We start from the raw sequence: 25,314 nt of genomic DNA, 5'->3' as shown, positions 1-25,314 counted from the left end.
GTTACTTACTAATGGATTTTTCTAGCTCATCCCACCACTGATAATCCTCTAAATACACTGTGTCAAATAGCATAACTCCATTTGATTTTTCCTTACAAAGCTGCACAGCCTTCTTAAATTGTTCAACATTGTCGGTATAATCTTTTAAATATAAGCTAGCAATCACAGGAATTTGTCCATTAATTGCTTCCTTACTCATTTCAATCGCGCCCTCAACACTATACCAAGTTGCAGGTCTTTCGTTGACTAACGCTTCCTCAATCGTTACCTCTGGGTAATAGCAGCCTGTCATGATAAAATCAAATTCCTCTGCATATCCAGACGTATTGTGCGTATCAGATGTCCAATCGAAAGAAGGGTGATAGGTCTCACTGCCCCAGTTGACGCCTTCGTTATAATACAATGGATACCACGAACCCACATAGATTGTGAAAATCAAATCTGAATTCCTTGTTTTAACCACATTTTTTGCTTTTTGAACAAAATTTTTAATATTTTTCGCACGGAACTCCGCCCATTTCGGAAAAAGGCGACCAAATACAGGTTTCTTATCCTCAACAGTCATAATATCCTGCGGCCAGTTTTTAACTTTTTCCCCAATATAAGCTTCAAATTTCGAACGGCTCAAACTACTAAAATCTCCATAAATGTTCGGATAGCGGCATCTGTCTAAAACAACACCATCTATTTCATAGTTACTTACAATTTCTTGAACGATGTTTAGTTCATAAGCCTCTACTTCTGGATGAATCGGATTCACAAATACCGTTGGATCATTGTGATTCTCCGCAGCTGTCGGCATATTTGAAAGGGCCTGGTCATAGTGAACTACCTGCCACTCAGGCTTGGCATAGACCATTCCTTCTTTATCGATTCCATTTCCTTCTGCAAATACATCGACATTTGCGATCACTTTCATCCCAGACCCTTTTGCATGATGAATCATTTCTTGAAGAAAGTCTCGGCCTTTCCAATCATGGTATTGTTCATCCTTCAATTCACTTACATGATAGGCAAACTCACTTGGGTACGTTGTGAATCCATATGGAATTTTTGCATCAACTACTAGATGTGTAATCTCGCATCTAACGGCATGTTTGATTAACTCTTTCATTTTATCCGGGTCTAATAATCGAGAACCATTGGCTAAAAAGTCAACCCATAATATGTTTGGTTGTCCCATTTGGTCTTCGCCCTCCTTATAGGTCAATATCATCTGGCCAGTGAAGCTGAACGCCATGATTTACTAATAGATTTTGATATTCCTCTAAGCTCTCCTGCTGTTCTCTTATCTGATGTGGAGTCACATTGTTCAATAGTGAATACGCCACTAAATATCCCGCTGATTCTCCTATATTCCATTCTGTTGGATGAAGCCTGTAGCAACCATTTGTAATTTGGGTAGTTCCTATGTTCTTACAAGCAGGAATCAAATTCTTTACACGTACTGGCAATAGGGCGCCAAGCGGTATTTCGTATGGATAATTCGGGATATAAAAGCTACGGTTTGATACCGTTGTGTGATGTAAATCTAAATGATAGCTTCCAACACCAACGCTATCATAATACTCACAAATCCCTTGGTCCCCTCTTATTTCTTTGCTAACGTCATGTTCTGTAATGGTGTAGACGGCTTTAATTCTTCTCGATTCACGAATGTATGGATATTTCGCCAGGCCATCCTCCGTGTCTAATACATCCTTTCGAAGTCGTAAACCAGGGAATCCCTTCCCACCATCCAGTCTTGGCGCTTCCGTTTGCAACCAATATAAAAGTGACAAGCTTTGTTGTTTTGCATTCAATAGGTTTTTTTCAATTTCTTCTTCAGGCACTTCATAGATTGGGCCTAGAAAATAGTCATTTTGCGCCCAATTGATAAGGGAAATATCACCCTCATACAAATTCCCTTCCAAATTCTCTGTATCTAGTATTCTTCGATAGGTAAATAAGGAAGGAATACCTTCATCATTAGGGAAAAGCGTAAACTGCTTGAGCTTTGATGTATCATCCGCATCTGTTGCATACCAGCTAAAGAGAGGCAAATGAGAGAAACTCGGCATATATTCACGCCAAAAGTCATACTGTTCGGGCTTATCGATTACAAAATTTCCGCCCTCTACATAGTCCACTGCGAACACATAGGTAAAGGATTGCATATCGAGTGGATCCGCTTTTTCTAAAGCATGCGGTTCACCAGTTTCCTTAATCGATTCTGCTCCCGTTACATATTCAACACCGGCAATGGGTAAAACATCTCCACTTTCGGTAGCATCTAAAAAATATTGACCGATCAACTCGATTTTTTTAGGCTCACTGACGTGAGTAACTGTGACAGATTTTACGACGTCCTCTTCTGTCTTTGCCTCTAAAGGCTTATAGTTGTAGAGGATTGTTATTCTCCCGCTATTAATATATGGGGCAAGCATATCCTCAATTACTTTTAATGAAACCTTTGGTTCATGCGCTAACCGACTTACCCAACCATTTCCAGGATTCAATATGTCGTTTTCCATTGCTTCCTGCGTAAGCGGATAGTTATCCCGATAATATTGGCGCACGCGATCCCGAAATTCACGGTAAGTGGCGGTACAACCATATCTTTCAATCCATTTATGTTCATCTGGAGGTACTGCCTGACTCGTAAGCTGTCCACCTAGCCAATCAGTTTCTTCCGTCATAATGACCTTTAACCCCATTTTGGCAACAGCCAAGGAAGCCATACACCCTCCTAAACCTCCACCAATCACAACAACATCTGAAAATCTGCGCTCCATCACTAGCAGCAACTCCTTTTTGGGACACAGGGACAGGTCCCTTGTCCCACCATATTTTTACAGGGACGAGGAACCTGTCCCTCCGACCCGGATATGTTCAACATTCAAGCCGACTTCAAACATTCGGCTCCACGGCATGTAGCAATCTGTAATTCTTAGCTCGTTTTCTTCATCGGTAAGGTTTTCTTTTATAAACTCCGTTAATTGTTCCTGCACAATTTCAGAAACCTTTCCACGTTTTCCATCAACAAGGAAATAGTCATAGCCTAGCTCTGGCAGGATGTTATTTGTTACATTTTTTCTGACTGAGCTACAATATCCCGCATCTTCGACATAGCGCAGTGCTAAAAAGTCCATATGAGTTTGTGTACTGCCATATACAAGATAAAACATCCCTTGTGCAATGCATGTTCCAAGTGTATTCGAGCTCGTATTCCAACCAGCGTACCCCGCTAATTTAAATAGAAGATTTTTTCTCTTTAAAAGCTTGAGTAGTCCTAAATCTGACCCGTTTGCAAATGCAACATCGGCCACCACGCATGGGATGTTTCTTTCCTTGACTGTAAATTCGAGCTGCTCTACAAAATCAATTAGGTTACGATTTACCTGATATTTTGTACTTAAGTTATCCTGATAGGCAGCCTCCATCATTGGCTCGACAGGAGAATTCAAAAATAAAGCAAAATCCGCTTCAGCAAGACTTGAAGTGATCAGTCCACCTGCAGCTAAAATTTGATATTTCAGAGTCTCCATTAAAGGGCGATCTTCATATAAAGGTGTGACAGAAGGGCCTTGTGTACTTGAGAAAATTGGATAGACCAATGGTCTTTTTCCTTTAAAGCTATTGAGCATTCTTGCAAGCATCGTACAACCTACTTCGTCTGCGCCTGGATACATGTATACATCTAACTCGAGATGACGAGAAGCAATCGCTCCCCTTACCTCCTGCTGGTCGATTGCGGTCCACCCGTAAGGTGCAGAATCATCTTGTGGAATGATCATAAAATCAATCGTTCCATTACTCACATATTCAAGTGCAAGCTTATTTACTTCAACATTGATTTTTCTGCGAGATAGATAGTCATCTACAACCTCTTTTGGAAGCTGTTGCTTGAGTTCTTCGTACTGCTTTTGATCTTCTTCAGATGCAAGATTGGCAGAAAGTAAGTGATGCAATCTGCCATATTGGAAGATTTCACTTCCCCAATCCTCATAATAGTCCGGTTCTTCATCACTGCTTGAATATTTCGGACATCTCATGATTAAGTTAAATGCATATATTTTTAGATCTGGATTAACTTCTTTAATTCGTGAAAGCCTCGCTAACACATCTCTGCACTCATCCAATGTTAAATCGTGCAATCTTGACGGAATGATTCCGCCATATAACAATGTATCGATTGAAAGAATGAGTCCGTCTGCATCCACCGCTTCCTGGTACAGCCATTCCCAAATCAATTCAGTATTTCCAGGTGTCTTTTTATCCCCCATCAGACTCAAATCCGGTCGTACGAGAGTCACTTCACCGCGGGACGAGGGACCTGTCCACTTGTCCCATCCTGTTAGGAGGCTTGGGAAGTCATAGTTACATGGGCGTTCGTCTAGTGGGATGTAAGCAATTTTATACATTTGAAATCTCCCTTTTTCTTAGCACTTTTTATTTCAGGTGGTTTATCCTTTAACCGCTCCTGCAAGTCCTTCCATATAATATTTCTGAGTGAATAAAAACACGAATATGATTGGTATTACTGAGATTACTGTACCTGCAGCAATCCATCCAAAGTTATATGAGAACTGACCATTTAAAAAGCTTAATGCTGAAGCTAATGGGTATTTTTCTGTATCCAGTACAATGATTGGCCAGAGGAAACTATTCCAGTTCGCCATAAATTCAAACAAGCCTACAACTGCGACTGCTGGTTTGATCATTGGCATCATTAATTGAACCCAAATCCGGAATTCAGATGCGCCGTCCATTTTTCCGGAATCCCTGATATCGCCTGGAATCCCCATGAATGCTTGTCTAAAGAGGAAGACGTTAAATACAGAGACCAACGTTGGAAGGACTACCCCAGTAAACGTATTAATTAACCCCAGATTATTAATCGTTAAATAGTTAACAACAAGTGCTGCAGCTGCAGGAATAATCATTGTCGATACGAGTAACATGAAAATGAAATTTCTTCCTTTAAAATTGAAAATAGCTAACGGATATGCTGTTAAAGCACTAAATATAATACTTAATGTGACACCTAAGAATGTGATGATCACGGTGTTCCAAATATATTTAAGAAAATCCATATACTCCCAAACTTCTATATAGTTTTTGAAGTCAATAAAAGTTGGCAGTATCGCAGGTGGAAAAGCGAAAATATTTTTACCAGGCATGAGTGACACACTGATTAGCCAAAGAAATGGCCCCATCATGAAGATGGCAAATAAGATTAACAACACATAAACGATTGTTTTACTGACAATTCTTTTAAATAGATTCGTATTTTTCATAGGTTCATCCATATTAATATGGATTTACACCACCCTTCTTGTTAAACAGGAAGACGAAAATACTGAAGAACATGATTATGAAACTTACGACTAATCCCAGTGCAGATGAATAGCCAAACTCAAATTGTTCGAATCCCTGCTGGTAGATATAGACACTACTTGTTAAAGTTGCATTACCTGGTCCACCAGACGTTAATACGAACACTTCATCAAACACTCGAATCGCTGCCATTAAGGAAACTAACGTACATAAGAATACATATGGCTTTAATAACGGAATCGTGATTTTACTAATGATTTGCCAGTTACTAGCACCATCGATTCTTGCTGCCTCGATACAATCGGTTGGGACTGCTTGTAGGCCAGCAAGATAAATCATCATATAATAACCCAAGCCCTTCCATAAGGTGATAAACATGAGGGCCCATAGAGCGGTATCTTTATCCGATAACCAATTCACTTTTTCATCTAATATTCCAATTGACATTAAGAGATAATTGAGAACCCCGTTTGAACTCATCAACCAACCCCAGATGATCGCAACAGCAACCATTGATGTAACAACTGGAATATAATAAGCTGTTCTGAAAAACTTAATTCCTACCATTTTTCGATTTACTAGAATAGCCATTAAGATGGAGATAATTTGGATAAAAGGCACAATAATCATATAGAGTAGAGAGTTTTTAAGCGAAGCAATAAAATCAACGTCAGAAAATGCACGTTTAAAGTTGTCCAGTCCTACGAACGATGTTTCTCCTATAACCGAATAGTTCGTAAATGCCAAAGGAAGACTGAAAATAATCGGCCAAAAGGTGAATAGAGCAAGCAATATCAACCCTGGCGCCATAAAAAGCCATGCAGTTTGTACCTCGTTGAATCTGCTATAACTGTGGGCTCTTTTCTTTCCCATAGGTTATTCCCTCCTAATCTTCTAAAACCTTGGCGTATTGCTCAGATTAGTAAGTCCACATGAGTAGGTAACAAGGACGTTTCCACAGGAAGTGGAGTATGTAGCCTTCGTCTTTGGAACTTACTTTCTAAAAAATTTCCTTATAAAATCTGTGGCACCGCCAAAGGATTTCCTTTTATTCCGTATCCGCTGGATAAAAGGAAATGGGCAGAAGTTCATCTGCCCATTCAATTTTCATATATTAACGAGCTAAAATATCATTAACTTCTTTCTCAGCTGCTTCAAGCTCTGCATCAAGGTCTTGATCATTAATGTAGATATTTTGTAGATGTTTATTGATTGCACTATCTACATCACCTGCGTTTTCAACACCAAGGTAGAAATCTGTTGCTTTGTCTAAGCTTTCAACAGATGCAGTTAACGCTTGTCCCTCTAATGTTCCATCATTTTTATAGAAGTGTTCATCCTTAGCAGCTTCTTTAGTAGATGGAAGTGTGTTTGCTACTTTCGAGAATGCTAATTGATTCGCATCATTTGTTACATAATGTGCAAATGCTGCTGCAGCATCTACATTCTTAGATTCTTTAGGAACAACTAGGTTCATTGTGTTTGTAAAACGAATGCCTGCTTTTCCTACTGGTGCTGGAACCGCGATTGTATTTTCATATACATCTGGTGAAGCTGTTTTTAATTGGTTAATAAATGAAGAACTTGAGATAATCATCCCTACTTGTTCACTACCAAACAGCTCAACCTGCTTACTAAAGTTCGGAATATCCTTTGGAATAACCCCAGCTTCGATTAAATCGATATTGCCTTGGATATATTCTTTTACTTCATCGTTATTGAAGATTGCTTTATCGCCTTCTACAATTTTGAAACCTTCTTCAAGGATAGAGCGAGTTTCCATTGTGAATACGTATCCAAAAGAATCTGTTTTGTCTGCGATTTGTTTACCCCATGCTGCTAGCTCTTCTTTTGTTTGTGGCGGATTATTTAGATCAATACCTGCTTTTTCTGCTAATGACTTATTGATATAAAGAACCGGAATACCTGTATACCATGGAAGGGCATATGCACCATCACCTTGTACAGTAGAATCATAGATTCCTTCAAAATAAATACCCTTTTGCTCATCTGTTAATGCCTGATTGAAATCTACTAAGGCACCTTTTGACGCCATTTGGTGAGCCATAACTGTATTTAAGTTAACTACATCTGGAGCTTTCTTACTTGCAATACTTGTTAATAATTTGTTCTGTACTGCATCATAAGGGAAGTCCTTCCAATCGATTTTTACATTTGGATTTTCTTCTTCATATTTCGCAATAAGATCATTGAAATAATCATTAAATGTTGGTTGAAGCGAAATTGTCCAAAATTCAACTGTTGTCTCTTCGTCCCCGCCTTTTGCTTTATCTGAGCCTGAATCCTTTGTGCCTGAATCTTCAGAACTACATGCAGCTAAGACACCTAAAACAAGTAAAAACACCATTGCTACGGATAGTACTTTTTTGAATCTACTCATTTTTTCCCCACCTCATTTGGATTTTTTTGAATTTTGATCTCTAATAGTAATTCTATTTTTGTACCCCCTACTAGACTTCAAAACCCTCTTTTTTAACGCTTACATTAGAGAATTTTCTCTCTATTAGAAATGTAGCACTTTTTGGAGATTAAATCCACCTTTTTTATTAAAAAATAAAAAAATCTCCATTTTTTTATTTTAATCTAACTATTTTCTCCATCATAATCTCTTGCCATCATGACAAAATAATAGGTAAAGGCAAGAAGGCTGAAGGAGATTATAAAAGGAACAAACCTCAAGTAGATGGATAGAACCATAATCAGAGTATTGATTACGATGATGAGTAAAGGCTTAAATGGTTTCCTAAAGAATAGAACAAAACTCTGAATCACTAATGGTTTTAAACGATGCTCACCCAAGATAAACAGTTTTGTAAGATAGCTAAATACCCCGAAAAATAAAAGAATCATAATGATATTAAACGGAAGCAGAAAATTCTGTAACTCATTTGGTAAATAAAAGGAGGCAAAAATGTCTCCTATGATGATGATTGAAACAAAAAGAAGAGCGAACCAGATTTTCAATCCCTTTTTTAAATAAGTATAAAATAGCTTAAAAAACATTTTCCATGCAGGTAACGGCTCCTCTTCTGATGTAGATTTAATCGCCCCCACCAATGCAACAAAGGCAGGGTATGCAGTTACGAGAGGAAGTGAACAAATAATAAATAGAAAGTTTAATAGAACCAAATCCACTATATATTCGAGAACCTCAAATAGCTTATTATTTGAAGAAACCATGATTTTTCACCTTTTTCTATTCGTGTGTTAGTACAATTTATCAAGAACTGATTCCGCTGTACTTTTTATCGCTCTAGATGCTTGTTCTTTATTCTTAAGAGCTGCATTTGTTGCTAGAACATCTAATAGTAAAAGCTGAGCAATCTTGGAAGAGAAAATACCACCCTCGAATGGTGATTCCTTGTTTGCAGCTAGAAGAATTAAATCCGCATATTTTGTAATTGGCGACCTCGCTTGGTTTGTAATACAGATGATAAAGGCATGATTTTTCTTTGCAATTTCTATCGCATCGACGACGTCCTTTGTGCTTCCTGATGAAGACAAAGCAATAATTAAATCCTCTTCTCCTAATAACGAAGCAGTCATTGACATGATGTGTGAATCGGAAACATGTTCTGTATCATAGCCCAGCCTCATAAATCGATGTTTGCCATCTAAGGCTGTGAAACCAGAAGAACCCACCCCGAAGAAATAGATCTTTTTGGCACTATTAATCTTTTCAATTGCCGTCTGAATTGTCTGGTCCTGTAGGAGTGCAACAGTATCATTTAAAGCACTTACATTTTGATTCGCTATCTTTTTGGCGATCACATCAAAGGGATCATTTTCCTCAATCTTTCCATATACTTGCTCATCAACTTCCATCAGGTTTTGAGCGACAGACAATTTAAATTCTTGAAATCCACGGTATCCTAGTTTTCTACAAAAGCGCAAAACAGTCGTTTCTCCAACCCCTACCACTTCCGCCAGATCGGTAACAGAAGAATAGACAGCTTCCTTATGGTTTTCCATAATATAATCCGCTACCTTTTGCTCCGTTTTCGTAAGCGAATTATATACAGATGTAATAATTAAAAGAGGGTTTACATTCTCTGTCTTTGGCATTATAAAAATCTCCTTTTTTACTGCTGAAATAGTTTGAAGAAATATTCCTCCATTTTAATTAAAAGAGAATATATCCTCCAACTCAAGAATACAAAATTATCCCCTCTGGGTCAAGGGGACAGGTCCCTTGTCCCACCATTTATTTACATGTACAAATTGCCATGTCCACAAAAAAGGGGACTTTTTCCTCATTTTTTATAAAAAAGAAGGATAAATCCATCTATTCTCGAATCCACTTAACATTGAATACCCAACTCAGCCTCCTTAGATAATTAAACAATCATTATTGGGATTTCAATAAAATAATAAAGGAGGAAAAGAAAATGAAATTGAAGTCTGCTTTAACTTTAGGTACTGTTTTATTGGCATTTCTTCTACCGGGCCAGACATTTGCCAATGAAAATTATGTACCCATCGAAACACTTAAGCCTGCGGTTCATCTAGAAAAGCCAGAATTAAAACAAACCGGAGGAAAGCTGATCCTGAGTGATTCTCCAGAAACATATTCCGACAGTGGTGCGTTTTACCGCGATTCTGCTACAGGAGAATTCCGTGTATTTTGGCATCATCAGAATACGAGTGGGGAAACTCGAAACGTCAGCCTAGCCCTAACAAATACGTCGGACGAACCAGTGATGCTTTATTCTAAAGGCGTTGGAGCATCAGTTAGTATTTATCCTGACGTAGCTGGAAAAGAAGCATTAGTACAATTCCTAGAAGAAAAGGCTGAGAAAAAATACATACAAACCCTACAGCCTGGTGAGAGCTATTACTTGGAAACAAATGCACCCGATGGGGATACGGTAAGTGGGATTGCCCAGTATGATGTTTATACAAAACATGGTCATCAGCCTGCCACAGTCACTGCAACTACGCTTAACTATGTAGAACGTCCAGTTGATCCACTTTCCGTTGAAATCTTACCGCCTGACTCACATGTTCGCGGAAGCTTTCCACATTTTGATCGTGAAGGTACTCTTACGTATGATACGGCATTAGGAAATGCCTATATTCGACTTTCATCTGCTGCATCTGGTCAATGGAGCGATAAATTGCCGGGAGAGTATGAAGAAGGTGTTAGTGTAGTTGATGGAAATAAACCAGTGATTAACAATGGGAACTATGGTGTTTTATATGATTTAGACGTTAGAGTGGATAATAGTTTACAACATCCACTGCAAGTTTCAATCTATGATAACCCAGCAGGCGGATTCGGTCATTTTGTAATGCAATGGAATGGTCACCTTAACACAACCGGGTTCCTAAGCTATGTAAATGCATGGAAATTTGCATCCGAAACAGTTGGTGCTAACGGGAATCAATATGACTTTGTCACAAGTCTTCCAGGTGGGGCATCTGGTCCTTCTGTGATTTACTTTGTTCCGGAAAAATAAACGAAAGTAAGGCTGCCATGATCAACATGGCAGCCTTTTTTTGGGTGGGTCACGGGGACAGGTCCCTCGTCCTACCATCTTTTTACAGGGACAAGGGACCTGTCCCTCCGTCCCATTATAAATTTTTAATATATGATACTAGTTGTTCTGCTACTTCAGTTGGAATATGTTTACCTGCATGTTGTTGAACAAATAGCACAAGTTCATCTAGTTTTTGGTTACCTTCTAGTATTACTTCCTCAGCTTGCTCAACTAAGCCATCTTCTTTAAGCTCTTCTGCTGAAGCAAAATCCTTTTGTGCACTTGCTAATTGAGACAGTACCGCTTGTTGGATACCTTTATTCGTGAAAGTTGCATTTTCAACAAACCCGATTACTTGATCAAATGTAAGTTCTTCACCAATAACCGTTACAGTTTGCTCGTGCGTTCTGAAACCATCGACAGTAACGACAATTTCAATTTGATTTTCACCAGGCTGAAGCGCAAGCTGTTCAGTGAATTCACCATTTGATTGTAGTGTTACTGGTGAACCATTCACATGAACCTCCGCTTTCCCAGGTCCGACTACTTGTACTTTTCCAAGATATTCGAAGCCAACTGTAGAGAAGGTTTTCCCTTCATAGTCTAAAAATCCCTTTAATAATGAGGAACGAACATCATCCCCGATATCAAAGTTGTTACCAACAAGGACTCTTCTTTCACGGGCACCGGAACGATCAAGTGCTGAAACGACAAATCCACCTTCTGGAATGAGGCTATTGTTATCTTCTACAGCAGACCAATTCCAGCTCATGGCTTGTTTTTTATTGACCATCTTTACGACTTTACCAGTTGCATCAACAACCGCTTCTACTCCCCATTTATTGGTCCCCGTTGAAATTCCAAACGAGTCAGAGTAAACATTTAGATTATCATCATTTCGATTGACATTTAAATAATCGCCAACGAATGGATTTTCTGGTTCAGTAGGATTACTGATTCCTAAAACATAATCCTTCACGTATTCCTCGTCTGCAATAGAAGCTTTAATGACAGGGAAGTTAGTTTGTGAATAGTCAAAAAGCATAAGCCCACTTGTGTTTTGAAGACCCGCTTGGAAAACTTCTCTTTGTAGGGCTGGGTCTTGCACATTAACCAATGCCATTCCTGCATAAAGAGGGGCTTGTCCATCAGTTAAAATATTTCCTAATGTAATATATTTATTGATTTCCTGTGCTGTCGTTTGATACGTACCAATCATCAAGAAGTCTAATTTATCTGTATAAGCTGTTTGCCTATACTCTTCATCATATAAACTTTCTTGTGGAAATTGCAATCGAGAATCATATGAAAATGTTGGGCTAGACCAGTTTACCCCATTTAGATAATATGACTCATACCAAGAACCAACGTATGCGGATAACTGAATATCACGATCTTCACTACTATTATAGTGGTCAACTAATTCCCTTGTTTCTTCTACGTAACTATTAATGACACTTGATCTAAACGTAAACCATTCATTAATAAGTGGACCATCTACACGGTTACTTCCCTCATAATAAAAAATATCTTCCGGCCAATTTGTTAACTTCTTTCCCTTTTTAGCAAGGTACTCTTCAAATTGTGCTTTAGTAAGGTCGCTAAAATCAGCAAAATAGTTGTCATATCTACCACGGTCTAATAAAACACCGTCTACTTTATAGTTTTTCATAACCTCTTCAAATGTTTTTAACTGATAGTCACGAACCTCAGGGTTAGATGGGTTCACAAAGGTAACTAAAGCACTTTTTTTACCATACGTACTTTCTCTTAATGGTAAAATTTCTCCGTTATCTTCAGAACGATAGACTTCTTCTTCCCATTCTGGATGGTCATTTAAAACGGCAAATTCATTATGCGCAATAGAGCCTTCCGCAAACACGTTAAAAGAAGCATGAACCTCTAATCCTAACTCATGACCATGTTTGATGAATTCTTCTAGTAAATCTAAATCAGGGTTGGAACCACTTCTACCTTCTGCTGTCATTTCACTTACATATGGACGATTTGTTAAATCATTCTTTTGATAAGAAGCGAATCCTTCAACACCCTTTACATCTAAAACAACAGCTGTTACACCAGCATCTTTTGCCTCGAGGAGCATGTTACGTACATCCTCACTAGACTGGAATCTCCTAGCGCTAGGGCCTTGCTCAACCCAGAGAAATACTTCCTTCTCCTCTACAGATGGGTTGTCCTGATAATACACAACTAAAGATTTTACATCATGTAAAATATCATTCTTGTAAATTTCTACATCAATATAATTCGTCCCTTTTGCTAGTTCATACACATATTGGAAGGAACCATCTTCGCGAATCTCTACCTCTTGCCCATTCACGAGTAATTGATAGCTTTGATCACTTTCAACATTTTGAATGGAGCCGGAGATATCAGCCTGCGAGTTGGTAAGCGTATACATTAATTCGTTTTGTAAGGTAATGCTTGCCTTCAATCCATCACCTGTCATAAATTCTGTAATAGGAACTTCGTTTCCGTTTTTCCTTAACTTGATCGTATCTCCAATTTTAAATTTTGTAGCTAAGAATTTACGAAAGTCTTTTGTTGCCCATGAATCGTCGTGAGCTAGAAGCACATACCCGCCTTCTGGTATTGCTAAAGATTGTTCATCCTCCCATACAGGTGGCGCACCATTTACGGATTGACTGACTACGTCTGTAACCGTGTTGTTTGCATCCACTTGTACGGCTACCCAGAACTTCTTAACTAAAATTTCTTTTGCATACTCAGATGTATAAAGCATGATAAAATCCGCTTTCCCCTCATAGCTCTCATCGATGTAACTAATCGTATGCTTTGGTCCCATTGGATCGATAGAAGCGTCTAATGGAGCTGCCTCAACTTCAACCAAATCTTCACTATTCGTTTCTGCAAATGAAGAAACCGGTAATAGCGAAATTAATAGTAGCAATGATAGAAAAATCCCAAAAAACTTTCTGATTTTCACAACTTTCACTCCCCTAATTTTGTGTTATGGTAAAGCAAAATAGATTTTCCACCTCCGTAGATATGGGATAAGTTCATTGAAGGTAATAACCTCCTAAAAATAAAATAATTTAGGAATAATCCTCCTAAATTTAACATACAGAAGTATATATAAGAGGTCAACGAGAAACTTGAATTTTCAAACAAATAGGAAAAAAGTATTAGGACAGGAGTTGAGTCTCGGGGACAGGTTCACTGTCCCACTCCCAATAAAACACAAAATAGGCACAATGAGTGGTTTTCAGCCGCCACTTATTGTGCCTTATCTTTTTCTTCATATAATTCAACGAAGACTTCCCTACTATAACAGCCTATTTTCACATCCCGAAAATCCGTCCAAACAAACGCTTGATTGAATTCCATTTTTCCCGTTGCTATTGCGGTAGACCGCTAAACAAACGTTTGTTTGAAATTAAAATTCCTGATTAGTACAGGTTTTATTAAAGTGAAATTTCACTATAGTGGAATAGGGTCGAGGGACCTGTCCCTCTGACCCACAGACCGCATTTGCCCCGTTATGGGCTTACGCTTAAAATGTCAGTTAGCAGGTAGCCACCATCACTTGGGTTTTGTTTGGTTTGGTTCATGGCATCTAGATCGTTGAAGTGCCACCATTCTGATGCGAGTGGTGTGAGTCCAGCGTTTGTTAGATATGTTTGGAGTGTAACTGCTGACTCATTCATTGTGTCTGCCAAGACTGCATTTTTCCAAGCTGTAGGAGATGATGATGTGACGGGCTTGGTAAATGTAATTGACGCCAAGCTTAATTCGTGAATAGGAGTTGGCATCGTATACTCCGTGTAATCGGTGATGTCGGTAACTAAATATTCACCGATTGCAATGTCTTCTTTTGACTCGACTCTGGCTAATGTTACATCAATCGCATAGCCCATTTGATGGTTCGAAATGTTTCTAGCGATAAACCAACCTGTGCTCCACGGAGCTGTGTTTATCCCAGCCATCACAGCCACATCCTCATATGCGACAGAAGTCAATGCATCTACCACTGCTTTTTGAACAGAATACGGTCGATATCCTTCATAAATAACTAGCGTATTACCATGAGCCAATGCTTCTTGCTGGGCAAGATTGATCTTTTTTGACATGGAATACAAAACCGGTACGATGAATTCTTCTTTCCCAAATCTCTCATTAAAAGCTTTACCCTCATACAAAGTTTGTCCAGTTATCCCTGGGATTTCGATTCCGGACGACACGAACTTAGAAGCATAGGTGTTGCTGCTATCATATGCAATGGAAGGAATCACGTCGGGAAGATTAATGAAACAATACGTGTTATCAATCCATCCTTCTGAAGTGGCATCTTTTACGAACCACCAATTTCCTTCTTCTTTTATGATTGTAAAAGCTGTTCCAGCATTTAGTGTTTCAATAGTTTCAGAGTCTACATTAGGAGATGTTTTTAAGTATTGTTCGACAGACGTGTAACCTGTCGAACCATTAATCGGCAGCTCCAGTTCGCCTTCATATTTTTCGGGAGTCGGGATTGGCTCTAACTCTTCCAGCGGCTCTGTTTCCTGAACAGTCGCCACGGTTTCAACTGACTCTTCAACAGTCGCTTCTTCTGTGACATTTGAACAAGCTGCAAGTACCAGTAAAAATGAAATAAGTGCAAGTATTTTAATTTTGGGCATTTGCCCTCCCCCTTAGGCGTAAATCACGTATTTTATAATATATAAAACGATTAAATGTAATGGATAAAAGACATAAAAGCCCCATTTTAAAAGGTTTGATTTTCGACCACGTCTACCTTTGTACATCAGTAACAATGGAATGGCTAAGAAAATTCCAATTTGATACGCATGGTGCCAGCCCATATTGATGATTTGCGGTATGAGGTGGGCAAAAATCCCGATAAGCACAAAGCTAATAATTTGTTTATTCAATTGTCCTCGATAGATACCGAAAAAGACAATCCACAATACAGCCACGAAGTTCCAATCCGCTGGATACGCAAGCATACAACATAAAAACACAAGTGCAAGCTTCGCATACATGGGGAGCTTTTCACTTTTAACAATCGTCAACGCGATTAACCCCAACGCGAGGCTCCACATGACACTCGTTGTTTTCCACCATGGCAAATTAAAGTATAGTACATACGGGAAGTGAGAGATAGCTGCAAATATAACCAGTCTTTCGATATACTTTCGAATATTGGATGTGTAAAAATATCCCATCGCGATAAAATAACAAAAAATCGGTGCCACAACCCTCCCAGGAATTCGTAACACAAAACCAGCTATCGTTTCCTGAGGGATAAAGCCCGCAGAAAGATGATCAAAAAACATCGCAATCAGAGCTATGTATTTTAACGCATTTGACGTCAAATCCCTCTGAAAAATAGTATCCTGGAACATGTCCTTCTGATAAGTAGTATACTGCATCAAATTTCCCTCACTTTTTGTGAATTGGGGTTGTGGGTTGTGGGTCGCGGGGACAGGTCCCTTGTCCCAATTCTCACCACATGCCAAAAAGAGCACAACGAGCATTTTTATTACACTCATTGTGCCCTATTCAGTAATAAATTATGGGAAGGAAAGCTCTACACTCAGAATCTTTTTCATTTTCAAAGTGATATGAGACAGGTCGCCCATTCAATCAAGAACATATTGTTCATTAGGACATTTGTTGACCTCGCCTAAATCAGAAACTTTTTCAATCTTTAATATCCGTTTGCATCCTTACCAAGGTTAGGAGCATCAACAGGTACATTTGGTTAACTTCCAGCAAAAGCCTTTAGCTCTGGTCTCTTTGCATCTGCATCCCACGTCCAAACATTCTCGAAATCCCAGCCAAGTTCATCCTCAAATGTTTCTTGTTTTTGGAGGTCAGTAACTGATTTCCCAAGACCTTTTTCAGTATTAGCGCCTTCCTCAGTTGTCCATTCCTTTTTTACAAACATTTCTGCATTGGCGATATTGTTAATTAATGTCGCAGTCTCACCTGCTAACACTCTACCCACAATTCGGTTCGCAGCTGTACCGGTTGTAACAAATGGATTAAGGGCAGCATTATGTTGAATCACTGTCGATTCATAGCCATAGCCACTGAACCCGCCAGCATTGCTAATGCCAGATGTAATTGTTCCACTAGCAAAGCTATATTCCGTTGTACTATCGCGGCCTGTAATTCCAACAAGACCACCTGATTGCTTCTGGGTCGCCGTTACATCCGCAGTGGAGTAACTGTTTCGGATTTCTCCATAGGAATACCCAACTAATCCACCGACTGTGTTATTACCAGTGATCGTACCAGTAGTAAATGAGTTTTCCACCTTGCCATTGTTCGTATTGACAAGGATTCCGACATTGTTTTTATCAGTCGAAATACTCGCATCAACCATAGCAATATTTTGAATACTTCCGTTATTAACCTCTATTAATCCACCGTTATTAGATTGATGGTTCTTAAGAAGTTTTCCGTTTCCGTCTAATACTCCAAAGAAGTTCAAAATTGAAATTGATTCCTTAGCTAAATCAAGGTCTCCCATTAGAATGTATTTCTCTCTTGGATACGCATTGAGTTCTGCTAAATCCTCGACTTTTTCAATTTTATAAAATCCATTTGCATCCTTTTCGAGAGCAGGTGCATCCGGTTCAACCTCTTCTACGATATCGCTATGAACGCGTAAAACAGGCTTTTTATTCTCAGCATCCCAAATCCAAATGTTTTCAAAATCCCATGCGAGTAGCTGACTATAAGTATTTTTGTCCTCAATTTCAGCTTGGGTTAGGCTTGCCCCTTTTTCAGTCATTGGGGAATCTTCCTTAATTCCCTCCACATCCACAACCATATCTGCAAATGCGTAGTTATTAAGTAATGTGGCTTTATTTCCTGCAAGGACGCGTGCAACCACTCGGTTTGCACTTGATGGGGTAGTAACCGACTGATTTAACGCAATCACGTTTTGAACAACCGTGCCATTATATCCATATCCGGTAATACCACCCGCGTTGCTCTTCAGCGCTTGGATTTTACCATTAGAATAGACGTTTTCAGTCAAGCTTCCCGTATTCGTAATCCCAACAACACCACCTGCTTGGCTGACATTTGCTGTTACATCCGCTGTGGAGTAGCTGTTACGAACAATCCCGTTCGAGTAACCGACAAGTCCACCAACTGTACTGCCACCAATCACTTTTCCTGTTGAATAACTGCTTTCAACAGTACCATTGTTGACATTGACCAATACCCCTGTCTGCGGAGCACCCGTTTCGCCAGTTACATCAACATCCACCATTGCAATGTTTTTAATTGTGCCACCATTGAGATGGAAAAGAGCACCCGTAATCGATTTATAGCCAATGATTTTCTTCCCGTTTCCGTCAAACGTTCCCATGAACGGAACATCAACAGCTAATGTTTCAAAAACCTTTCCGGTTAAATCCAAATCATTTTGTAAAATATAGTTTTGATTCGGGAACTTACTGACCTGTTTTAAATCTTCAATTGTTTCAATCTCATAAAAGCCTTGTTCATTCTTCTCTAATGCTGGATTGCTTGCACCATCTGGATTTATTTTCTCCTGATTTGAGCGTAAAACAGGACGTTCTGCTGCCTCATTCCAAATCCAAATTGTTTCAAAATCCCAGCCTAATTGTTCTTCAAATGTTGCTTGTTGTTTCAATTGTTCAGGACTTACACCTTGTCCTTTTCGATTATTTGGATCTTCTTCCGTGACTGCCTCTTTACTTACCATCATTTTATTGTTACCAATATTATTAACTAATGTTGCTTGTTCACCACTCAACTCTCTTCCGACAATCCGGCTTGCGTTGCTTATTGTGATGACAGAAGTATTTAATGCGGCACTGTTTTGGATAATCGTATTGTTGTAGCCATACCCACTAAGTCCACCTGCATTGCTTTGTCCAGAAGTAACAGAACCTGTCGCATACACATTTTCAGTTAAACTTCCACGGTTCGTAATACCAACGAGTCCACCCGCTTGTTTAGCGTTTGCTTTTACATTCGCAGTGGAGTAGCTGTTTCGAATCACCCCATTGGAATATCCAACAAGACCACCGACATTTGAAAGTCCCGTTATTGAACCGGTTGTATAAGAATTTTCAATTGTACCATTGTTTACGTCCACTAAAATTCCTGCATCGTTTTTACTGGAATTAATATCGGCATTTAACACGGCCACATTTTTAATCGTACCTTCATTGATACTAAATAAGCCGGCACCCGTTTCTGAAGCGATTTTCAAACCTGTGATGGTATGTCCATTTCCGTCAAAAACACCTGTAAATGATATTCCCTCAGAGCCTATTGCGGTGAACACTTCATTCGCTCCAACAATGTCTTTTGTAAGCTCGAAATGCTTATCAGGATAATAATGAATCTTCTCTAAATCTGCAATGCTATCAAGCTTATATGAATTTTCAGCAGTACCTTCTCCATCCATTGCTTCACGCACGATTGTTGTTGGTAATAATGGGTTCTTGTCCGTAAGATTGTCGTAAATAAAGAGCTTAATTGTATTTTGGTCATTAAAGCTCAGTGCCTCATCAAAACGAATCACCTGCTCACGCCCAAGACCTTCCAATTCTACCTCTTTTGCTTGAGTATCCAAAAGATTCGTTCCTGATTGGTCATATTTCACTCCAACCACAGAAATGCTCTCAGCTGTACCTGGATAATTTAATAGGCCAATACCTTTAAACAATCCTTCTTCTAATTCAAGACTTGTAAGCTTCATGTAATTTTCAGGTTGAGTTAACGTAAAATCGTCAATTACCTCACCTTCGTTATTGTAAACAGTAAACGTAAGTGACTCATCGTTTGCCTCTAAAACCACACCAGTTTGACGATTTTCATCATACACGATATGATCCCACTCAAAGCTCTGGTTATCATAAAATTTTGGCCCGGATGAACCCATTGTGATAAAAGTTGTGCCTAGTTTCATCGCTTCTTCACTTTGATCTACTTGATCATTATGAATGGTTGTACGTTTGTACACATGGTCATGTCCACCAATGTGTAAATCCACCCCAAGTTGTTGTACCTTCTTTGCAATTTGAGCTCTTTTTGAATTCATTCCAGGGTCATCACTATGCGAACCACCGTAATAAGGGAAATGCTCCATCACGATTTTCCACTTTTTATCGGTTACACGCATGTCATTTTCTAGCCATTGGAGCTGTTCCTGTGTAAAATCCATGGAATTCAGAACGGCAATATGGACATCACCATAGTCAAAAGAATAATTGCCCTCTGAGTAAGTTCCTCCGCCATTTTCAGGAAGATTGAAAAAGCTACGATAATTTCGTGCATTTTCATTCTCCATGTACTCATGGTTACCAATCATATTGGCAGATAATAGATTCAAATCCTTATAGATATTATCAAATACGTCTGTCCACCTATAGGTATGACCCGTTTTATCTACGAGGTCCCCGACTTGGATCATTAATTTACCATCAGCATTTTTTTGCTTTAAAACGTCCAGCATGTTTGTAAAAAGGGTAAAGCTTTCTTTATTCCGGTCTGGGACTTGGAGGTCACCCATGATATAAATTGTCGTATCCTCTGATTCTGGTGCTGTTTCAAACGAGTATGTTTCGCTCCATGGTCCATTTGGTCTTAGCCCAAAACGATATTCATACTTTGTTCCTTTTTCCAGATTTTCAAGATCAGCTTCATGAGAAGCATGAATTCGGAAAGTACCGTTTGCGATAGAATCCCCATATGCAGTTTCAAAATAAGAAACCTTCGTTTTTTGGACATTCCCTTTCTTCCAAGCAGCATCCTCTTTCTTATATTGAATATATGCTTTATCCAGAACTTTGTCTGTTACAAGGGTAATTCCAACCTCTTCCTCAGTTGCCCCTACATTTACAACCGGCATAAATTCATTTAAAAGTTTTTCCGCATCAAGTTTATTTTCTTTTACTAAAATTCGAATCAGTTCTACTCTGGAATTCCCTTTCGCATCAGTCGAATAGTAGCGAACAAAGTATTCGCCGTATTCCTCAATTTTGAATTGATTGTCAATGATTTCGACTAATCCTTTTTGGTTGAAAGCTTCAATTTTTAGGCTTGGCGTGACTCCACTATCATCCTTTACGGTTGCACCAGGAACCGTAATCATGTCTCCAAGTTTTACTTTTTTAGGTAATTTTCCATCTATAGTGATGTCTGGAGCATAATCTGTTCCTTTTGTTTCTGGGCCAACCCAAATTGGTGCAGAGATGATTTCATCTCCATCAGCTTGTACCACTTTAAGGAAGAGGTACTCACCGTTGGCTACAGGAATAACTTCATCTCTTTCAAAAGTTGTGCTATTAATATTCTTGTATTCTTTTACAACTTCAGCTTTATTTTTGTAGATTGTAACTGTATCAATCTTGTCTTCTGCATCTGGATCCTCGAGCTTAATGTTGAGGTTGAGCTCTTTTGTGTCACTAGATAAGATTGAGCCTAGCATTTCCCCGTTCGCAGAATAGCCGAGAACAAAGTTTTCATCAAAGGTTGCATAAGTACGGCGGTTTGCCATCGCATCATGAATTGAGTCACGCGTTAACTCCTCCGTCCAAAGGCCTGTTGTTGCAGGGTTTCCAGAACCCCAATTGACTTGGTGCTCGTCCCCACTATAAGTAGGTGAAAGATGCCAGCCCTTGTCTAATGCTTTTACAAAGTTATCGAAATAACTTGAAACCTTATACTCAAATAATGTTACATTGTCGTCAACGTCTTTGTTGAAATGACGAAACTCATTAAAATCACCCCATCCACCTTTACTAGGATGGTTCATTTGAGCGATTGCCGTCGGATCGTTGGCAACACGGCCATAAAAAGTAGGCAGGTCATATTTCAAATCACCAATTCCAAATTGACCAGTTGCGCCTACCCCGTATGTACGTGGAAACCATTCTGCATTGTAAATATTCATATGGCCGCTCATGTCATACCATGTCAGCTCTACACCTGGAATAGTGGCAAAACTTTCAGTGTTAAAGTGATCGTGCTCGCTTTTTACATACTTATACTCTTCTGAATAAGAATCTCGATAGTCTTCTAGGTAATCGTTTCCAGAAGAAATATCAAATGTTACCTCATGCTCGGCCGTCCCAAAGAAATCAAGATTCGTCTGTTCTTGAACATGCTTAAACGCATCCTTTGGCAACAGCTTCCCATCACTAATCGAGGTATGTGAATGAAACTCCCCTCGATATAGTTTCATTCCTAAATACTCAGGTCTTTCTGTCTCAGTTGCCCCGCTCGCTTCCGGCTCTGCTTCTGTTGCTGCCATAGCTTGGATCGGAACAAACTGGACAAGGAAGGTAAAAATAATCGATAGAATCATTACTTGCCGTAAATTAACTCGCATTTTCCCACTCATTGTAGACTCCCTTCGAATTTTGTCGTATTCTTCACCATATTATCGAATACATGTGAACAACCAATAACCGCCGCGTAAATAAATTGTAATAATTGTAAATGTTCAGTAAACAAATTAGGAGGGCAGGGCCGGTTGGCGTGTGGTTTTGGTCATGGGGACAGGTCGCTTGTCTAACCACTTTTTCACAAAAACGAGAGGTAACCTTCGCTCATCCATCCCCATACCAATCTTAGAATGCTAAAAAGCCCAACAAGCGGATCGATCTTTACCGCATGTTGAGCTATCTGTACAATTATTCGTCCATGATTTCCATTTTATAGTTGCACCGATTAATACAATCCAAGGTACCACGCCATCAATACGGCTGATTTATTGACAAATTTTGAGACACTGTACCGGTACCTCTATCCCGGAGGATTAGGTCGGTGTGGATATGCTCGGTTCCGAGCTCCTTTTGTAGTGCAGATATTGAAGGAGTGGTTAATTTCTTTAGCTTGTTATCTTCATTATAAAATTTAATTTCAAAGTAATTTGCTAAAAAGGTTAGATACGAATCTAGGTTAACTCCCGCTTTTTCTAAGTAGCGACTATCAAACTCGACGATTCCCATAATTTCACGGCAGTTTTTCAGGAGATTTATCATTCCTTTTAAAACGCTGTATTCGTAACCTTCGACGTCAATTTTAAATAAGAGTCTGTGATTTTCTAGAGTTTCCTGACTAAAGAGGGAATCAACTGTAATCGCAGGTACTTCCGTTTTTTCAATGGTGTTTTTTTCTGAGATTTGCACGCCTGATGAAGTGCCAGACCAATGGGTATCAATAAAGAAAGCTTGGTCCTGGTTTTCATTTTCTCCCGCAAAGGCATGAATGATGTTAATTTGGTCCCGATTGACGTGTTGTTGGCGCGAGCGCTCGATGTACTCCATCAAATATTTATTCGCTTCAATTCCAACAATTGTCGTGCCCTGTTCATACTGAGTAGAGAAAATGCACTCTCCGTAATTTACGCCAATGTCCAAGACGAGGGTTGGCTTGTACGACTTCACGGCTTCCCCCCAGAATTCAGACACTCGCGATTGCGTAATCCCATCACTGATTAAAAGCGCCCTGCCTCGGTTTTCAGCATTATTGATATAAATAATATTTCTAGAAGGAAGCGTAATTTTATTTGGAATCTTAGCCAATTTTAATGTCTTATACTTTAGAAAAATACCAATATTGATGACCGCCTTTGAAAAAAGCGGATAATTCTCCCACAACTTCACAAAAACCGGCTTACTCAAAACACCTCTCGGAATCGCCATACATGATAATCTCCCCTCATGTGGTCACGGGGATAGGTCCCTCGTCCCACTTACTAGTTTATCCTCAATTATAGAAAGAGAATATTAAGGGGGTGTAAATGTTTGGTTACATAAAATATGATTTAATCGACAAAACCTGCATGTCACAATTGCAAGAGAAAGGTGTAATTAACCTGTTCTCCGAATCTACCATGGGTCGGGGGAACAGATCCTCGTCCCACCCGCTCCATATTAGTCCCACCAAAAAAAGACCAGGAGCATTGCCCTGGTCTTTTAGTTACCATTCTTCTTATCAACGGTTTCTCGTATTTTCTGGTTTCCTTCGTCAACGTATTCGCGCCATTCGCGGTTGCCGTTTTCGACTGCTTCTCTCCAGAGGCGATTTCCATTATCGACGGCATAGCGCCACTTGGTATTTCCATAATCGACGATGTCAGAGAACATTTTTCGAGCTGGATGATCGTAGTCCTCAAAGCGTTCCTTGAGATATGCCTGCGCTTCTTTCATACGCTCCTTCTCACGGGTGCTTTTTTCCTTCATACTTTCCTTTGTGTCATAAGCTAATTTCTTTTTCTCTTCCTTAATATCGTATGCTTGTTGTTTTCCGGCTTCTTTCCACTCGAGCCATCTTTTTTGGATTTCCTCATATTGCGCTCTCATATATTTCTTCAGATCCTGTTCTGAATTAACGTAGGTGAACTCGCCGTTTCCAGCGCTCGCTACTTCCTTAAGTAGCTTTTGACCTTCGTTATCGACATCAAAACCGATGATATTGACGACTGTTTGGATATCGGATGAAACAAGATTTTTCGCCTCTTGTACTGGATTACCATCACAAGTTTCAATCCCATCACTTACAACATATACCACTACATCTTCGGTGCCTTCCGGAATATCTCCCTTGACCATTTGCAGCCCAAGCGCGATAGGTGTCCAGCCAACCGGCTTCACTTGTGATAATGCATTTTGGAATCCTGCGGTTTCAAAACTACCATTATATAGAACTTCCGTACTGTCACAGGACAGGCCTTTATCAGCATTAGAGTTTGAACCCTTGTGTCCGTATACACGGAGTGAAATCGTTGCATTCTCCGGGACTTGTTCCGCGAATTCCATTACAGCTTCCTTCGCGGCTTCCATTCTTGTTTTGCCACCAATCCTTGCCGCCATACTGCCGCTGGCATCTACTAATATAGCATAATGAGCTGTTTTTAAGGTTGGCGCATCAACCGATTCATCAGGTCGATCTATATCAACCTCAATCGTCGAATCAAAAGTCAGAAGTGTTTCCATTTCTTTATGGTAATCCTCAGTAAATAAATTTTTCAGTTCTTCAACATATTGCTCCATAGTCAAGTTATCTGGCAACTGTTCGAGTGCTTCATGAACCTTTGCTTCATCATAATTATCACCACTAAAAATCCCAGGGTGCCGCAGCATCTCCTGCTCAAGCTCAGTTAGCTCTCGGTCGACACCTTCAATTTCATAGTAGGGAACTTCTTTTGGAGTATAAGCTTCCTCCTTTGGCTCCTCATCTTTTTCTACATTAGTTGTTTCCTCCGACTTCGGTTCCTCAGGTTCAGCTTTGGCCTGCTGACTCTCATCCTTCGAACACGCCGACAGCACAAGTGCCAACATAACCAAGCTCATTAATAGTCTCTTCACTTTTACTCTCCCCTCCAACAATGGCGTGGATAACAGTACAATGTCATCCGTTTCACATCTCTATCAAAAACCACACCATATACATACTACTACAATATGCAACCATAATTTCCTAAATAAGTAAAAATAGGTAATAAGCATTA

General features: G+C 39.5%; 15 protein-coding genes. 1 reads left to right on the top strand and 14 read right to left on the bottom strand.

The features are described 5' to 3' along the window. Position 1 precedes the first annotated feature (1 nt). From CKK03_RS03595 to CKK03_RS03560, 8 genes are all read right to left on the bottom strand, one after another. The gene (locus CKK03_RS03595) at positions 2 to 1,183 is read right to left on the bottom strand and encodes an alpha amylase family protein (RefSeq protein WP_180271134.1); all 1,182 of its coding nucleotides are present in this window, start codon (positions 1,181 to 1,183) and stop codon (positions 2 to 4) included. A 16-nt stretch (positions 1,184 to 1,199) separates the two neighbouring features. Continuing rightward, the gene (locus CKK03_RS03590) at positions 1,200 to 2,774 is read right to left on the bottom strand and encodes an FAD-dependent oxidoreductase (RefSeq protein ID WP_099361792.1); all 1,575 of its coding nucleotides are present in this window, start codon (positions 2,772 to 2,774) and stop codon (positions 1,200 to 1,202) included. Between the two features lie 57 nt (positions 2,775 to 2,831). Beyond that, complete coding sequence (locus CKK03_RS03585) at positions 2,832 to 4,403, bottom strand: DUF4127 family protein (RefSeq protein WP_099361261.1); 1,572 nt, start codon at positions 4,401 to 4,403, stop codon at positions 2,832 to 2,834. 42 nt (positions 4,404 to 4,445) lie between these two features. Then, positions 4,446 to 5,279, bottom strand: a complete 834-nt coding sequence (locus CKK03_RS03580; RefSeq protein WP_245863991.1) for a carbohydrate ABC transporter permease — start codon at positions 5,277 to 5,279, stop codon at positions 4,446 to 4,448. Positions 5,280 to 5,292: 13 nt separating this feature from the next. After that, positions 5,293 to 6,192, bottom strand: a complete 900-nt coding sequence (locus CKK03_RS03575) for a carbohydrate ABC transporter permease (RefSeq protein ID WP_099361259.1) — start codon at positions 6,190 to 6,192, stop codon at positions 5,293 to 5,295. Between the two features lie 241 nt (positions 6,193 to 6,433). Further along, positions 6,434 to 7,720 carry an ABC transporter substrate-binding protein gene (locus CKK03_RS03570; RefSeq protein ID WP_099361258.1) on the bottom strand — a complete coding sequence of 429 codons (1,287 nt, stop codon included), beginning with the start codon at positions 7,718 to 7,720 and terminating at the stop codon, positions 6,434 to 6,436. A gap of 203 nt (positions 7,721 to 7,923) precedes the next feature. Continuing rightward, on the bottom strand, positions 7,924 to 8,520 hold the full coding sequence (locus CKK03_RS03565; protein WP_099361257.1) for a DUF624 domain-containing protein: 597 nt from the start codon (positions 8,518 to 8,520) through the stop codon (positions 7,924 to 7,926). Between the two features lie 27 nt (positions 8,521 to 8,547). Continuing rightward, positions 8,548 to 9,405 carry a MurR/RpiR family transcriptional regulator gene (locus CKK03_RS03560; protein WP_099361256.1) on the bottom strand — a complete coding sequence of 286 codons (858 nt, stop codon included), beginning with the start codon at positions 9,403 to 9,405 and terminating at the stop codon, positions 8,548 to 8,550. 323 nt (positions 9,406 to 9,728) lie between these two features. Here CKK03_RS03560 and CKK03_RS03555 point away from each other — a divergent pair, with 323 nt between their 5' ends. After that, positions 9,729 to 10,799: a hypothetical protein gene (locus CKK03_RS03555; RefSeq protein ID WP_099361255.1), complete on the top strand. Its 1,071-nt coding sequence runs from the start codon at positions 9,729 to 9,731 to the stop codon at positions 10,797 to 10,799. A 115-nt stretch (positions 10,800 to 10,914) separates the two neighbouring features. Here the strand turns inward: CKK03_RS03555 and CKK03_RS03550 are convergent, their stop codons facing one another. From CKK03_RS03550 to CKK03_RS03525, 6 genes are all read right to left on the bottom strand, one after another. Next, positions 10,915 to 13,788: a family 10 glycosylhydrolase gene (locus CKK03_RS03550; RefSeq protein ID WP_099361254.1), complete on the bottom strand. Its 2,874-nt coding sequence runs from the start codon at positions 13,786 to 13,788 to the stop codon at positions 10,915 to 10,917. 553 nt (positions 13,789 to 14,341) lie between these two features. Continuing rightward, the gene (locus CKK03_RS03545; protein ID WP_099361253.1) at positions 14,342 to 15,481 is read right to left on the bottom strand and encodes a M15 family metallopeptidase; all 1,140 of its coding nucleotides are present in this window, start codon (positions 15,479 to 15,481) and stop codon (positions 14,342 to 14,344) included. Positions 15,482 to 15,493: 12 nt separating this feature from the next. Continuing rightward, entirely contained in the window at positions 15,494 to 16,234 is a 741-nt protein-coding gene (locus tag CKK03_RS03540) for a TraX family protein (protein WP_099361791.1), read from the bottom strand. Between the two features lie 332 nt (positions 16,235 to 16,566). Then, positions 16,567 to 22,200: a metallophosphoesterase gene (locus CKK03_RS03535; RefSeq protein WP_099361252.1), complete on the bottom strand. Its 5,634-nt coding sequence runs from the start codon at positions 22,198 to 22,200 to the stop codon at positions 16,567 to 16,569. A 355-nt stretch (positions 22,201 to 22,555) separates the two neighbouring features. After that, a complete protein-coding gene (locus tag CKK03_RS03530; protein ID WP_099361251.1) occupies positions 22,556 to 23,506 on the bottom strand; it encodes an FkbM family methyltransferase in 951 nt (316 codons plus the stop codon). Positions 23,507 to 23,779: 273 nt separating this feature from the next. Beyond that, positions 23,780 to 25,171, bottom strand: a complete 1,392-nt coding sequence (locus tag CKK03_RS03525) for a vWA domain-containing protein (protein ID WP_099361250.1) — start codon at positions 25,169 to 25,171, stop codon at positions 23,780 to 23,782. Positions 25,172 to 25,314: the final 143 nt, after the last annotated feature.

This window comes from Fredinandcohnia onubensis (assembly GCF_002734215.1).
Classification (GTDB): Bacteria; Bacillota; Bacilli; order Bacillales; family Bacillaceae_L; genus Ferdinandcohnia; species Ferdinandcohnia onubensis.
Note: the sequence above shows the minus strand (reverse complement) of the source record. Positions and strands in the feature narration are given on the sequence as shown.

Coding starts and splice junctions, on each gene's coding strand:
- CKK03_RS03590 (WP_099361792.1), bottom strand. CDS start 2,774: ATGGAGCGCAGATTTTCAGATGTTGTTGTGATTGGTGGAGGTTTAGGA.
- CKK03_RS03535 (WP_099361252.1), bottom strand. CDS start 22,200: ATGAGTGGGAAAATGCGAGTTAATTTACGGCAAGTAATGATTCTATCG.
- CKK03_RS03540 (WP_099361791.1), bottom strand. CDS start 16,234: ATGCAGTATACTACTTATCAGAAGGACATGTTCCAGGATACTATTTTT.
- CKK03_RS03555 (WP_099361255.1), top strand. CDS start 9,729: ATGAAATTGAAGTCTGCTTTAACTTTAGGTACTGTTTTATTGGCATTT.
- CKK03_RS03545 (WP_099361253.1), bottom strand. CDS start 15,481: ATGCCCAAAATTAAAATACTTGCACTTATTTCATTTTTACTGGTACTT.
- CKK03_RS03560 (WP_099361256.1), bottom strand. CDS start 9,405: ATGCCAAAGACAGAGAATGTAAACCCTCTTTTAATTATTACATCTGTA.
- CKK03_RS03570 (WP_099361258.1), bottom strand. CDS start 7,720: ATGAGTAGATTCAAAAAAGTACTATCCGTAGCAATGGTGTTTTTACTT.
- CKK03_RS03585 (WP_099361261.1), bottom strand. CDS start 4,403: ATGTATAAAATTGCTTACATCCCACTAGACGAACGCCCATGTAACTAT.
- CKK03_RS03565 (WP_099361257.1), bottom strand. CDS start 8,520: ATGGTTTCTTCAAATAATAAGCTATTTGAGGTTCTCGAATATATAGTG.
- CKK03_RS03580 (WP_245863991.1), bottom strand. CDS start 5,279: ATGAAAAATACGAATCTATTTAAAAGAATTGTCAGTAAAACAATCGTT.
- CKK03_RS03530 (WP_099361251.1), bottom strand. CDS start 23,506: ATGGCGATTCCGAGAGGTGTTTTGAGTAAGCCGGTTTTTGTGAAGTTG.
- CKK03_RS03595 (WP_180271134.1), bottom strand. CDS start 1,183: ATGGGACAACCAAACATATTATGGGTTGACTTTTTAGCCAATGGTTCT.
- CKK03_RS03575 (WP_099361259.1), bottom strand. CDS start 6,192: ATGGGAAAGAAAAGAGCCCACAGTTATAGCAGATTCAACGAGGTACAA.